Origin of the sequence: Rhizobium sp. RCC_161_2, assembly GCF_041355235.1 — a bacterium.
Lineage (GTDB): Bacteria > Pseudomonadota > Alphaproteobacteria > Rhizobiales > Rhizobiaceae > Rhizobium.
The window spans coordinates 1-12,490 of record NZ_JBFUPL010000002.1 but is presented as its reverse complement, the minus strand read 5'-3'; the positions used below and the strand labels follow the sequence as shown (position 1 = coordinate 12,490).

The 12,490-nt window shown below is 58.4% G+C and carries 13 protein-coding genes and 1 riboswitch; of the genes, 7 read left to right on the top strand and 6 right to left on the bottom strand.

What is annotated here, in order from left to right; genetic code table 11:
• Positions 1–84 precede the first annotated feature (84 nt).
• From AB6803_RS04215 to AB6803_RS04205, 3 genes are all read right to left on the bottom strand, one after another.
• Positions 85–1,455 carry a glutamine synthetase family protein gene (locus AB6803_RS04215; protein WP_371107715.1) on the bottom strand — a complete coding sequence of 457 codons (1,371 nt, stop codon included), beginning with the start codon at positions 1,453–1,455 and terminating at the stop codon, positions 85–87.
• Between the two features lie 147 nt (positions 1,456–1,602).
• Positions 1,603–3,174 carry an amino acid permease gene (locus AB6803_RS04210; protein ID WP_371107714.1) on the bottom strand — a complete coding sequence of 524 codons (1,572 nt, stop codon included), beginning with the start codon at positions 3,172–3,174 and terminating at the stop codon, positions 1,603–1,605.
• Between the two features lie 124 nt (positions 3,175–3,298).
• Positions 3,299–4,066, bottom strand: a complete 768-nt coding sequence (locus AB6803_RS04205) for an N-formylglutamate amidohydrolase (protein WP_371107713.1) — start codon at positions 4,064–4,066, stop codon at positions 3,299–3,301.
• 180 nt (positions 4,067–4,246) lie between these two features.
• Between AB6803_RS04205 and AB6803_RS04200 the strand changes: the two genes are divergently transcribed.
• The 7 genes from AB6803_RS04200 to AB6803_RS04170 all read left to right on the top strand — a co-directional run bounded on the left by AB6803_RS04200 (position 4,247) and on the right by AB6803_RS04170 (position 10,446).
• The gene (locus AB6803_RS04200; RefSeq protein WP_371107712.1) at positions 4,247–5,119 is read left to right on the top strand and encodes a MurR/RpiR family transcriptional regulator; all 873 of its coding nucleotides are present in this window, start codon (positions 4,247–4,249) and stop codon (positions 5,117–5,119) included.
• A gap of 187 nt (positions 5,120–5,306) precedes the next feature.
• Positions 5,307–6,410 (top strand): ABC transporter substrate-binding protein, encoded by a 1,104-nt coding sequence (locus tag AB6803_RS04195; RefSeq protein ID WP_371107711.1) that lies wholly within the window; start codon positions 5,307–5,309, stop codon positions 6,408–6,410.
• Between the two features lie 72 nt (positions 6,411–6,482).
• Positions 6,483–7,376: an ABC transporter permease subunit gene (locus tag AB6803_RS04190; protein ID WP_007694065.1), complete on the top strand. Its 894-nt coding sequence runs from the start codon at positions 6,483–6,485 to the stop codon at positions 7,374–7,376.
• Entirely contained in the window at positions 7,373–8,161 is a 789-nt protein-coding gene (locus AB6803_RS04185; RefSeq protein WP_007694062.1) for an iron ABC transporter permease, read from the top strand. Before AB6803_RS04190 ends, AB6803_RS04185 begins: the two co-directional genes overlap by 4 nt.
• 11 nt (positions 8,162–8,172) lie before the next feature.
• Positions 8,173–9,234 carry an ABC transporter ATP-binding protein gene (locus AB6803_RS04180; RefSeq protein ID WP_007694060.1) on the top strand — a complete coding sequence of 354 codons (1,062 nt, stop codon included), beginning with the start codon at positions 8,173–8,175 and terminating at the stop codon, positions 9,232–9,234.
• Positions 9,235–9,322: 88 nt separating this feature from the next.
• Positions 9,323–9,469: riboswitch (FMN riboswitch) on the top strand.
• Positions 9,470–9,558: 89 nt separating this feature from the next.
• The gene (locus AB6803_RS04175; RefSeq protein ID WP_153365189.1) at positions 9,559–10,035 is read left to right on the top strand and encodes a 6,7-dimethyl-8-ribityllumazine synthase; all 477 of its coding nucleotides are present in this window, start codon (positions 9,559–9,561) and stop codon (positions 10,033–10,035) included.
• Between the two features lie 60 nt (positions 10,036–10,095).
• Complete coding sequence (locus AB6803_RS04170) at positions 10,096–10,446, top strand: VOC family protein (RefSeq protein ID WP_371107710.1); 351 nt, start codon at positions 10,096–10,098, stop codon at positions 10,444–10,446.
• A gap of 5 nt (positions 10,447–10,451) precedes the next feature.
• Here the strand turns inward: AB6803_RS04170 and phnF are convergent, their stop codons facing one another.
• The 3 genes from phnF to AB6803_RS04155 form a co-directional block, all read right to left on the bottom strand.
• Positions 10,452–11,180, bottom strand: coding sequence for a phosphonate metabolism transcriptional regulator PhnF (gene phnF / locus AB6803_RS04165; protein ID WP_371107709.1), 729 nt, complete (start codon positions 11,178–11,180; stop codon positions 10,452–10,454).
• Position 11,181: 1 nt separating this feature from the next.
• Positions 11,182–11,868, bottom strand: a complete 687-nt coding sequence (locus AB6803_RS04160) for a class I SAM-dependent methyltransferase (protein WP_371107708.1) — start codon at positions 11,866–11,868, stop codon at positions 11,182–11,184.
• Positions 11,869–11,983: 115 nt separating this feature from the next.
• Positions 11,984–12,379 (bottom strand): VOC family protein, encoded by a 396-nt coding sequence (locus AB6803_RS04155; RefSeq protein ID WP_371107707.1) that lies wholly within the window; start codon positions 12,377–12,379, stop codon positions 11,984–11,986.
• Positions 12,380–12,490 lie beyond the last annotated feature (111 nt).

The window sequence follows — 12,490 nt, the reverse complement described above, 5'->3', positions numbered from 1 at the left end:
CCGAAAGAAGCGCTTCGCCGCAGCCACCTTCCCTGCCCTCATCCGGCGACGAAAATTGGGCAGGGCTCATAATCAACGGCAGGCTTACGCCCTTTCAAATCCGCGCGCCACCTCCCAATCGGTGATGCGGCGATCATACTCCTCCTGCTCCCATTCGGCAGCGCGGGTATAGTGATCGATCACCTCGTCGCCGAAGGCTGCGCGCAGCATCTTCGAGCCCGACAGTGCAACCGCCGCATCGCGGAGCGTGCGCGGAATTTCGCGAACCTCGCGAGCGCCATAGGCGTCACCGACGAACGGCGCCTCGAGTTCAAGCTTGTTCTCAATGCCGTCGAGACCGGCGGCGATCAGCGCGGCAAAGGCGAGATAGGGGTTGAGATCGGAGCCTCCGACGCGGCATTCGATGCGGATGCTCTTGGTCTCGGCCCCGCAGAGACGATAGCCCGCCGTGCGGTTGTCCGTACTCCAGATCGCCTTGGTGGGCGCAAAGGTGCCCGCAACGAAACGCTTGTAGGAATTGATATAGGGCGCGAGGAAATAGGTGATTTCGCTGGCATGGTTCAAAAGCCCGGCGACATAGTGCTTCATCAGCGGCGTCATGCCGTGCTCTGCTTCCTTGTCGAAGAACAGTGGCGTCTTGCCATCGGCGCTCCACAGCGACTGGTGGATATGCGACGAGCTGCCGGCAGCGCTGTAGTTCCACTTCGCCAGGAAGGTGATGGCCTTGCCTTTAGCCCAGGCGATCTCCTTGCAGCCGTTCTTGATGATCGCATGCCGGTCGGCCATGGTTAGCGCGTCGGCGTAGCGGACGTTGATTTCCTCCTGGCCGGCCGAAGCCTCGCCCTTGGAGTTTTCCACCGGAATATCGGCGCCCTGCAAGCCCTTGCGGATCGCCCGCATGACATCCTCTTCCTTGGTGGTCTGGAAGATGTGGTAGTCTTCGTTGTAGCCGCTGACGAGATTAAGGTTGCGATAGCTGGACTCGCGGGCGCTATCATAGGTCTGGTCGAACAGGAAGAATTCGAGTTCCGAGGCCATGTAGGCTTTCATGCCGAGCGCTTCGAGACGCTTGACCTGCCTTTTGAGGATGGCGCGTGGTGAGTGAGCCACTTCTTCGTGCGTGTGATGATCAAGCACATCGCAGAGCACGAGCGCCGTGCCTTCGAGCCAGGGAATACGGCGAAGCGTGGAGAGATCCGGCTTCATGGTGTAGTCGCCATAGCCCTTTTCCCAGCTTGTCGACTTGTAGCCCGAAACGGTCTCCATCTCGATATCGGTCGCCTGCAGATAGTTGCAGCTATGCGTTTCCTTCCAGGCACTTTCGACGAAGAATTCCGCCTGGAATCGTTTGCCCATCAAGCGGCCCTGCATGTCCACCTGGCATGCCAGAACCGTATCGATGCGCCCTTCGGCCACATCCTGTCTGAGGTCATCGAACGTATAGCTGGTGCTCATGTTTGATCCGCCTGAACATTAATGGTGACATCGGACAACAAAACGACATTCCCGGACGGGAGCAACCCGCATTTCGCGCCGCGTTTGTGCCGGTGAAAGAGGCCGCACGGATGCGGCCTCATGATTTTGGGACGTATGGTTCGACGCTCAGCTTTCGCCGACAGCCGCTTCGGCCGCTGCGATATCGGCCTTGCGCTTGGCGATCGCATCACCGATCGGCGGGCCTTTGAAGCGGCGGCGCTCGAAACCGAACCAGACGATTGCCGTCAGCACGAGGAAGCTGACAGTAATGATACCCGCCCAGTCATTCGGCGGCTGAATGCCAATAACGAAGATGATGATCATCGAGATAACCGTCAGCACGGCAAAGAGTTTGAACAGCCCCTCGCCGAGGTTCCACGGACCCATCTTGTCCCACTTCGACGTGCCCCATGCGAACAGTCCGAGCGTGATTGGGATCGCGAAGGAGAAGAAGAGGAAGATGACGGTGCACGAGACAACAATGCTGTACACCGGCGTATCGCCGATCGACACCAACGACGAACCCCAGACGAACAGCACCGAGAGGATCGAGCCAGTCCAGATCGCCGAAACCGGCGTGCGGTATTTCGGGCTGACCTTGGAAAGCGCCTTCGAAGCCGGGAGGCCGCCATCACGCGAGAACGCGAAGATCATGCGCGACACCGACGTCACCGTCGCCAGGCCGCACAGCCATTGGCTGATGAAGATCAGGAAGTACAGGATATCCTTGATGATCGGGTTCACCTGCGCGTCCATCGCCCAGAAGAACACGTTCCAGCCCTGCTTTGCAGCATCGTCCATGTTCGGGAGCATCAGGACGAAAGAGCACAACATGATGTAGCCGAACAATGCCGACCAGAGCACGGAGGCTACCATGCCGCGCGGAACGGAATGGGCGGCCTTGACGGTCTCTTCCGACGTATGCGCCGAAGCGTCGTAACCGGTGATCGTATAGATCGGCAGCAGCAGGCCGAGCGCAAAGACCCAGAAGGTGGAAACCTGCGGCCAGACCGGAGCGCCGGTCGCCGTACCGTCAGCTGCGATTGTCGCGATGCCGGAGTAGTTGGTGAAGGTGAACAGCCGAGCAAAGTCATAGGACGGTGCGGCGACAAGGCACACGATCGCCAGCGCGATCGACGTTGCAAAAATCAGATAGCCGGAGAAGTCGGTCAGCTTCGCCGTCAGTCCGATACCCATATGGTTCACCAACGCCTGAAGGCCAGTGATGACGACCAGGAACACCATACGGACCAACGTCGTATCGGTCATGCCGAAATAGCCGCCGAACGCGCCGATGAAGAAGTAGTAGGTGCCGACGTTGATCGCGCCGAGAACCGTGACGAGGCCGAGAAGGTTGAACCAGGCTGTCAGCCAGCCGGTGAAGCGATTGCCGAGGATGGAGCCCCAGTGATAGAGCCCGCCCGCGGTCGGATAGGCCGAGCTGATCTGCGCCATCGCCACGGCAAAGACCAGGGAAATAAAGCATCCGACGGGCCAGCCGATGCCGATCGCCGCACCACCGGCACCTGACGTTGCCTGTGCGAGCGAGTTGATCCCACCGGAAAGAATACAAATGATTGAAAAGGATACCGCGAAATTCGAGAACGAGCTCATGCGCCGTTCCAGCTCCTGGGCATAGCCCATGGAGTGCAGGATATGCACATCCTCTTTCTTGTCTAAGTCTGTGTAATCAGACATGTCATTCCCCCTAAAACCAAGCCTTCCGCGGAATTGCGGAGGACCATATCTCATGTGAGCCGCCGGCTTTTGCCGTGCGGCCCGATCGCAGTTGAACTGCTCCCCGAGGTCTTTTCTTCTTTAGTCAGGCTTCCAGACTGCTCTGGAGAAGCCTCGTCAGATAGTCGGCCACGACCTCTTGGCCAACGTCATCCACGACAAGGTCGTTGCGGACCTCGATCATTACATTATGCAAGCCATTGGCGATCCCATGCAATTTCAATGTATGGGTGACACCGTCTTCCGGCCCGTAAGGCTCGTTGCGTTCGGTGCGATAAAGCGGCGCCTTGGCCGCCGCATCGAGCATGCGATCCGCCAGCCAGCGATCGTCATCGTGCAGAATGCCGAGCTCCACCGCCCGGGCCTTGCCGTTATAGACAGGGGTAAAACTGTGGACGGTGACGATCACGTTTTTTTGTCCTCTCGCCGCCCGCTCCTTCAGGAGCGTGCGAATGCGATTGTGGAACGGTATGTAAAGCGCCTCCGTCCGCGCCTCCCGGTCAGCCGCCTGCAGATGCCGATTGCCGGGGATCGTGTAGATCTCGCTGATTTCCGGCATGGCGCCAGAGCTTTCCGGCGGCCGGTTGCAATCATAGATCAGACGCGAGAAACGCTGATGAACCAAGGCTGCATCGAGGCTATCGGAAATTTTCCGGGCAACAGCCAGTGCGCCAGGGTCCCAGGCAATGTGACTGGAAAGCGCTTCAGGCGACAGGCCGAGATTACCGAATCGCTCCGGCAACCTGCGAGATGCGTGTTCGCAAATGATGAAAAACGGACTCTTTCCGTCCGGCCGTTCAACCGCGACGCACTCCCCATCCGCTTCCGTCAGAATGCCTTGTTGGGCAAGCATCAAAGGCGCCCCATCGCTTCTTAATAAAAGTTTTATAAGAAAAGAATTCTTCAGGTTTCGGCAGCTGTCAACCGCAAACTGAAATTATTTCTTCATTTGTGACATTGACTCGAAATGTGACAGCGTTGTTATATCGTCTCAGGAGACTGGCATAAGACCGTCCCGGGGAGCTAAAATCGAGTGAGCAATGCGTCGAAGACAGTTTCGGACGTAATCCATGCCCAATTCGACGCGTTGACGCGCGCCGAAAAGCAGCTCGCCAAGAGCCTGCTCGACAACTACCCCGTTTCGGGGTTGGGCAGCATTACGACGGTTGCCGAGAACGCCCGCGTGTCCACGCCGACCGTGGCGCGCATGGTGCAGAAACTCGGCTACAAGGGTTATCCCGATTTTCAGTCGCACCTCCATCATGAGGTCGAGGCGACCATCTCCAATCCGCTGACCAAGCATGACCGCTGGGCATCCAATGCCCCCGGCACGCACATCCTCAACCGCTTTGCCGATGCCATCATGGGCAATCTCCGCCAAACGCTGACGGACATCGATGTGGCAACCTTCGAAAGCGTCGCCGCGCTGATGTCGGAGCGCAAACGCGGGCTTTATTTCGTCGGTGGGCGCATCACCGGCGCGCTTGCCGAATATTTCTTCACCCATATGCAGGTCATCCGCCCAAATACGACCCTGCTCTCCTCCAACTCCAGCGCATGGCCGCAATATGTTTTGAACATGAATCCGGGCGACCTGCTCGTGATCTTCGATATCAGGCGCTATGAGCAGGAGATGGTCAATCTTGCCGCGGCCGCGCGCCGCCACGGGGCTGAGATCATCGTTTTCACCGACCAATGGGCAACGCCCGCCGCCAAACATGCCCGGCACACGTTTCGCGTGCAGATTGAAGCGCCGTCAGCCTGGGATTCCTCTGTTGTGACCCTCTTCATCGTCGAAGCGCTGATCGAAGCCGTGCAGAGTTCAACCTGGGACGAGACCAGCGAACGCATGAAAACCCTCGAAGGCCTGTTCGAGCAGACGCGTCTGTTTCGCAAGCTAAGTTAGAAGGAAGGGGAAGTATTAAATTGTGACCGGCGAATCGACCAGCAAGATAGCCCCTGTCATAGTTCGCGAATAAAAGTAAATTCCCGACGTTTACAGGAAATACAACCCGTTGCAGCCGTCACACAACATTCACGTAACGTCATTAACAGCAACGCTTGACACTCAAAACCTAGAAGGAGGAATAACAGTGATCTCGAAAGTTCATCGTCTTCTGACGATCTCCACCGCGATGCTCGTGGCTTCGACCGCCATCGCTGCTGCTGAGCCGAGCGCAGATCTCATCGCTGCCGCCAAGAAGGAAGGCAGGCTGACCACTATCGCCCTGCCCCACAACTGGTGCGGTTATGGCGACCTGATTGCCGCTTTCAAAGCAAAGTACGGTATCGAGGTCAACGAACTCAATCCGGACGCCGGTTCGGGCGACGAAGTCGAAGCGATCCGCGCCAACAAGGGCAACACCGGCCCGCAGGCTCCCGACGTCATCGACGTCGGTCTCTCCTTCGGTCCTTCCGCCAAGAAAGACGGCCTGATCCAGCCTTACAAGGTGTCGACCTGGGATTCGATTCCCGATAGCGCCAAGGATGCCGACGGCTACTGGTATGGCGACTATTACGGCGTTCTCTCCTTCGTTGTGAACAAAGACATCGTCAAGAACCCGCCGAAGGACTGGGCTGACCTGCTGAAGCCGGAATATGCCAACACAGTATCGCTCGCTGGCGACCCGCGTACGTCCAACCAGGCCGTCCAGGCCGCTTACGCTGCCGGCCTCGCCGCTGGCGAAAAGGATGCGACCAAGATCGGCGAAGCCGGCCTGAAGTATTTCGCTCAGCTCAACAAGGCTGGCAACTTCGTTCCGGTCATCGGCAAGTCCGCTTCGCTCGCCCAGGGTGCTACCCCGATCGTCGTTGCCTGGGACTATAACGGCCTCGCATGGCGCGACAGCCTGAACGGCAACCCGCCGGTTGAAGTCACCGTTCCGGCTTCGGGCGTTGTCGCCGGCGTCTACGTGCAGGCGATCTCGGCTTTCGCTCCGCACCCGAACGCCGCCAAGCTCTGGATGGAATTCCTCTATTCCGACGAAGGCCAGATTGGCTGGCTGAAGGGCTATTGCCACCCGATCCGCTTCAACGATCTTGCCAAGAACGGCAAGGTTCCGAAGGAACTCCTCGACAAGCTGCCGCCGGCTGCCGCCTATGAAAAGGCTGTCTTCCCGACGCTCGACGAACAGGCTGCTGGCAAAACCGCCATCACCACCAATTGGGATAGCGTCGTCGGTTCGAACGTACAGTAATCCGACTTGAAATGACCTCCCCGTTTCGACGGGGAGGTTTTCCGTTTTTCGATGCCGTAGATTGGGCACTTCATGAGCACCGTCACAACATCAACGATCAGTTCTGCTCCCCTGATCAGCAAGCGCGCCGTCATCGACTGGCTGGGTATTGCACCCTTCCTGCTCTTCGCGCTGCTGTTTCTGATTTTCCCGACGATCTACCTGGTAGCCGGCGCATTTCTGACACCGGACGGCAGCCTCACGCTCAAGAACATCGCCGATCTGTTCACGCCGTCCATCATGAATTCCTACTGGATCAGTATCAAAGTGTCGGTCGTTTCCGCACTCGGCGGCGCGCTGATCGGTTTCTATCTCGCCTGGGCACTGGTCATGGGCGGCCTTCCGGCCTGGGTCCGCCATACATTTCTTACCTTTTCGGGCGTAGCCTCCAATTTTGCCGGTGTGCCGCTGGCCTTCGCGTTCATCGCAACGATCGGCCGTCTCGGGCTCGTTACCGTGCTGATGGTAGAGTTGTTCGGCTTCAATTTGTATTCGACAGGCTTCAATCTCTACAGCTTCATCGGCCTCACCATCACTTACATGTATTTCCAGATCCCGCTGATGGTGCTGATCATCACGCCGGCCCTTGATGGCATGAAGAAGGAATGGCGCGAAGCTGCCTCCATTCTCGGTGCGACGAACGGACAATATTGGTTGATGGTGGCACTGCCCATCCTCTGGCCGAGCCTGCTCGGCACGACGCTGCTGTTGTTTGCCAACGCTTTTGGCGCGATCGCGACAGCCATCGCCCTGACCGGCAGCTCGCTCAATATCGTGCCGATCCAGCTCTACGCGCAAATCCGCGGCGATGTGCTGCATAATGCCAATCTCGGCTATGCCATGGCGCTCGGCATGATCGTCATCACCGGCATCTCGAACGTCATCTACATTCTCATGCGTATGCGCGCTGAACGGTGGCAAAAATGAAACTGCAAAAATTCTTTGCCTGGATCGCGGTTGCCATCGGCGCCTTCTATTTCATTGTACCGCTTATCGGCACGCTGGAGTTCTCGTTGCGCATGCGTCGCAACGCCTACAGTTTTGATGCCTATACCTCGGTCTTTTCCGATCCGAACTTCCTTTACGCCTTTGGCTATTCCATGCTGATGGCCGTACTGACCATCATTTTCGGCATGCTGCTTGTGGTGCCGACGGCCTATTGGGTTCGCCTGCGCTTGCCGCAAATACGCCCGCTGGTGGAATTCATCACCTTGATGCCGCTGGTCATCCCAGCGATCGTCATCGTCTTCGGCTATTTGCGTCTCTATAACTCGTCGTCGATCCTGCCGCTGACGGGCTATAATCAAACGACGAATATCCTACTCGTCTGCTCGTACATTGTGCTGTCCTTGCCCTACATGTATCGTTCGGTCGATACGGCGATGCGCACGATCGACATCGGCACGTTGACCGAAGCTGCCGAAAGCCTGGGTGCCAGCTGGACGACCATCATGTTCAAATGCATCTTCCCGAATGTCATGAGCGGCGTGCTTTCCGGCGCCTTCATCACGCTCGCGATCGTCATGGGCGAGTTCACCATGGCCTCGCTCCTCAATCGTCCGGCATTCGGCCCCTACATGCAGCTCGTCGGCGCCAACCAGGCCTATCAGTCCTCCGCGCTGGCGATCATCGCACTCGCCATAACCTGGCTCAGCATGGGCTTGCTCCAGCTGGTCTCCCGTTTCTCAAAATCCGCTCCGATTAAGGCGTAAGGCTCCCCACCATGGCTTTTCTCGAACTCACCCATCTCAAGAAATCCTTCGGCGAAGTTCAGGTCGTTCACGACTTCACTATGCACATCGAGAAGGGAGAATTCATTTCCTTCCTCGGACCGTCGGGCTGCGGCAAGACGACCGTGCTGCGCATGATCGCCGGCTTCGAAAGCCCGACCGCCGGGACCCTGACGATCAACGGCAAGGACCAGCGCCCGCTGAAGCCGAACCAGCGCAATATCGGCATGGTGTTCCAGGCCTATGCGCTGTTTCCGAATATGACCGTGCACGACAACGTCGCCTTCGGCCTCAAGGTCGCCGGCATGGCCAAGCCCGACATCGATAAGCGCGTCAAGGAAATGCTCGGCCTGATCAAGCTCGATCATCTGGCCGACCGCTACCCTTATCAGATGTCTGGTGGCCAGCAGCAGCGCGTGGCGCTCGCCCGCGCCATCGCCGTCAAGCCGCAGGTCTTGCTGCTCGACGAACCGCTCTCGGCGCTCGACGCCAAGATCCGCGTATCGCTGCGCGAGGAAATCCGCGCCATCCAGCGGCAGCTTGGCATCACCACCGTCTTCGTAACACACGATCAGGAAGAAGCCCTGTCGATCTCCGATCGCATCGTCGTCATGAACGGTGGCCGCGCCGATCAGATCGGTACGCCCTACGAAATCTACAACACCCCGGCCACCCGCTTTGTCGCCTCCTTCGTCGGCACGCTGAACCTGATCGAAGGCAAGGTCGTCGATCCGGACAGCAACCGCATCATGATCGGCGATCAGGGCGTGACCCTGAAGCAGTCGGTCACCGCCTACAAGCCGGGCGACACCGTATCGCTGGCGCTGCGTCCCGAAGCAGGATCGCTGGCTGAATCGGCCAAGGGCGACACCGCGCTCACCGGCGAAGTCTCCTCGGCGCATTTCCTCGGCTCCGTCATCCGCACGCGCATGAATGTCGGCGGCAACACCATCTCCTTCGACATGTTCAACAGCCCCGGCCTGTTGCCGCCCAGTGTCGGTGAAAAGGTGACCCTGCGCTTCGCCTCCTCCGATCTGCTGGTCATCCAGGACTGATCGACGTCTGTTGGATAAATTTTTTACAAGCGCCGGGTTAATCGCCCGGCGTTTTTCTTTGATTTCTGCTGCGCTGCACTTATATTCCGACCGTTCTCAGGGCGGGGTGAGATTCCCCACCGGCGGTATGGAGACTTGTCTCCGAGCCCGCGAGCGCCTTCCACACAATGGAAGGGTCAGCAGATCCGGTGAGAGGCCGGAGCCGACGGTATAGTCCGGATGGAAGAGAGCAAGCAGAGTCGATGGCTCCTCCGCGCGAGGAGTTCGGCGGCCTTGCGTGTTCGCCCAAGGGATATTGAGTTAAACCCTTGAAAGGCAGAGTTCATGACTATCTCCATTTCCACACAACCGGGCCGCATTGCACTGATCCGGGCTCGTTGGCACGCCGACATCGTCGATCAAAGCGTCGATTCCTTCGTTGCCGAGTGGCAGAAGACCGAGGGTGCTTCCCCCATCGACATTTTCGATGTGCCGGGCGCTCTGGAAATCCCGCTGCATGCCCAGACGCTCGCCCGCAACGGCCGCTATTCGGCCATTGTCGCCACGGCTTTCGTTGTCGACGGCGGCATCTATCGCCACGAGTTCGTTGCCAATACCGTTCTTGACGCGATGATGCGCGTCCAGCTCGACACCGGCGTACCGATCCTCTCGGCCGTGCTGACACCGCATCATTTCCAGGAATCGGAAGCGCATATCCAGTTTTTCAAGGAGCATTTCGTCCTTAAGGGCCGCGAGGTCGCAAACTCCTGCCGGCAGATCCTTGCCGAGCGCGCCAAGCTGCTGCCATCGGTCACGGTCTGAGCTAAGATGATGGAGGCGTGGGCCAAGCCCCGCCTCCATTTTTCCGTTGGGGAGCACCGCATGGCCGTTCTGCGCATCATTCCCAATCTCCACGCCGCCGATCCGGCAAGCGCTCGTCTTTTTTACGGCGACCTGCTGGGTCTCGATATCGTCATGGATCACGGCTGGATTCTCACCTTCGCCTCCGGCGCACCAACCGTGCCGCAGATCAGCATTGCCAGCGAAGGCGGCTCCGGAACTATCGTCCCCGATCTCTCCATCGAGGTCGATGATGTCGATGAGCTTTATGCGCGCGCCCAATCGATGCAGTTCGATATCGTCTACGATCTGACTGACGAACCCTGGGGTGTCCGGCGCTTCTATGTCCGCGATCCCCTCGGCAGGATCGTGAACATTCTGTCCCACCGATAAGACGCCTAACCCAAGTCGACCTTGAAGGTTACCCGCTCCGCTGACCACACTGTTTCCGAATAGGTAACGGGTACACCGTCGATATCGACATCCACCTTGAAAACTACCAGCACCGGCGCCGATTTCGGCTGCCGCAACAGCCGCGCCTCTTCGCCAGTCGGCATGCGCGCCTCGATCTCGGTCGACAGGCGCTCGTAGTCGCGCACACCGTAGCTTGCCAGTGCCGCCGTGATCGTCGGATATTGCAGCCGCGCCTTGTCGAAATCGGGAAAACGTTCCGCCGGATAATAGGTGTCGCCGAGCTCGATAGGAACGCCATCGGCTGTCATCACTCCGCGGCGATGGATGACCGGCGCGCCGGGAACAAGCTTCAGCCGCGCCGCCACACGCTCGGACGCCGAAACGATCTCGTGGATCAGCAATTCCCCACCGGGCTCGAAGCCCTGCTCGATAAGGTTCTTGGAAAACCGGGTCTTCTTCGAGAGCGTATAATCGATGGCACCCTTGTGCACGAACGTGCCACGCCCTTGCTCGGCGCGCACCAATCCCCGCTGCTCCAGATGCCCGAGCGCCTGACGGACGGTAAAGCGGCTGACGCCGAAGCGCTCCATCAGCTCCGGTTCCGTCGGCAATTTGGCGCCTGCGGCAAATGTCCCGGCGGCAATATCCGCCGCCAGGACCTCGCCGATCTGATGCCAGAGAGCGCTACCGCTCTTGCGATCGATCGTCTCCATGTCACACGCGCTTTTCGAGCCGGAACAACAGCTTGTATTCGGCAGGATAGGAGAGCGCATCGAGAATGCTCGGATAATATTTGCGGTCCTTCGAACCGCTCACGAAGCCATCATAACCGAAACGCCTGACCGAGACGTCGAAGCCGGCCGCCACGAAGGCGTCGATATAATCTTGGGGAGACCGGTCCTGCACCGGCGCATTGCTGTTGCCGCCGATCAGCTCCCGCCATTTCGGCCAGAGCGGCATTTCATTGTGGCAGCCGGTGACGGCATAATAGACACCACCGTTGCGCATGACCTGAAACATCTGCTCAGCATGCCGCTTCAGCTCCGGCAGCAGATAGACAACCTCATAGCTGAAGGCGACATCGAAGCTGTCGGCAAAGGGAGAGAGATCGGTTGTGACGTGAAACTGCAGTGGCATATTGCTCTTGGCGGCATCAGCAGCGGCAACGGATTCCGAGGCAATATCGATTCCGACACCACGGCGGAACGGCCGCATAGCATAAAGCAGCCGCAGGAAACCGCCGCGATTGCAGCCGAAATCCAGTACCGTCTTCGACGAAAAATCCCGCTCCGGCACGGTCTCGATAAAATGCCGCCAGAGCGGACTATGGGATTCCGCCATCGCGATGTCGCCATTCGGTTCGGTGTGCCATGTCGCGTACGTGGAAGCTGCGTTTGTCATAATGCGCTCTCTGTTGGAGTGGACTGAGCTGTTGATAGCTCGGCTTCATGACAGCAGGATGAATTCGTCCGGACGACCGGACTATATGCAATAGATTCCTTCCTGTTCGACGTCGCTACTTCACGCAATCCACCATCCACTGAACGCCAAACCGATCCGTGAGCTTGCCGTAATAGCTCCCCCACGGTTGAACGGCGAGCGGTGTCGTTACCCTACCACCCTCGGCCAACAGAGAGAAAACCCTGGCGATGCTATCGCGGTCATCTGTAACCAGCATATGGGCGGAGCCGCGCATCGGCTCGGCATCGTGATTGTCGGATGCAAAAAACAGCAAGCCTGGTCCTTCAAAACGAGCATGCATCACCCTGCCCCGCATAGAATCCTCAGCAAGCGGTATTCCATCCGCGCCATGGCGGATCAAAAGCGTGACTCGGCCAAGCCCACAGGCGGAGTAGAAGGCAAGCGCCTCCTCGCAATGTGTCGTGAAGAACAGATAATTGGCGAGTTGCATGTCCTGCCTCCCTCTTGCCGTCGGACCACGGTAACTTAGGCCGTGTCCCCATAACGGGGTTCATGTTGGTGCTGGTATGTGATTCAATCTCCAGAAAAGGAGATTGCTATG

Bases quoted from the DNA above. Each gene is read 5' to 3' on its own strand.
- AB6803_RS04190 (WP_007694065.1), top strand. From the start codon at position 6,483: ATGAGCACCGTCACAACATCAACGATCAGTTCTGCTCCCCTGATCAGC.
- AB6803_RS04180 (WP_007694060.1), top strand. From the start codon at position 8,173: ATGGCTTTTCTCGAACTCACCCATCTCAAGAAATCCTTCGGCGAAGTT.
- AB6803_RS04160 (WP_371107708.1), bottom strand. From the start codon at position 11,868: ATGACAAACGCAGCTTCCACGTACGCGACATGGCACACCGAACCGAAT.
- AB6803_RS04210 (WP_371107714.1), bottom strand. From the start codon at position 3,174: ATGTCTGATTACACAGACTTAGACAAGAAAGAGGATGTGCATATCCTG.
- AB6803_RS04170 (WP_371107710.1), top strand. From the start codon at position 10,096: ATGGCCGTTCTGCGCATCATTCCCAATCTCCACGCCGCCGATCCGGCA.
- AB6803_RS04185 (WP_007694062.1), top strand. From the start codon at position 7,373: ATGAAACTGCAAAAATTCTTTGCCTGGATCGCGGTTGCCATCGGCGCC.
- AB6803_RS04205 (WP_371107713.1), bottom strand. From the start codon at position 4,066: ATGCTTGCCCAACAAGGCATTCTGACGGAAGCGGATGGGGAGTGCGTC.
- AB6803_RS04155 (WP_371107707.1), bottom strand. From the start codon at position 12,379: ATGCAACTCGCCAATTATCTGTTCTTCACGACACATTGCGAGGAGGCG.
- AB6803_RS04175 (WP_153365189.1), top strand. From the start codon at position 9,559: ATGACTATCTCCATTTCCACACAACCGGGCCGCATTGCACTGATCCGG.
- phnF (WP_371107709.1), bottom strand. From the start codon at position 11,180: ATGGAGACGATCGATCGCAAGAGCGGTAGCGCTCTCTGGCATCAGATC.
- AB6803_RS04215 (WP_371107715.1), bottom strand. From the start codon at position 1,455: ATGAGCACCAGCTATACGTTCGATGACCTCAGACAGGATGTGGCCGAA.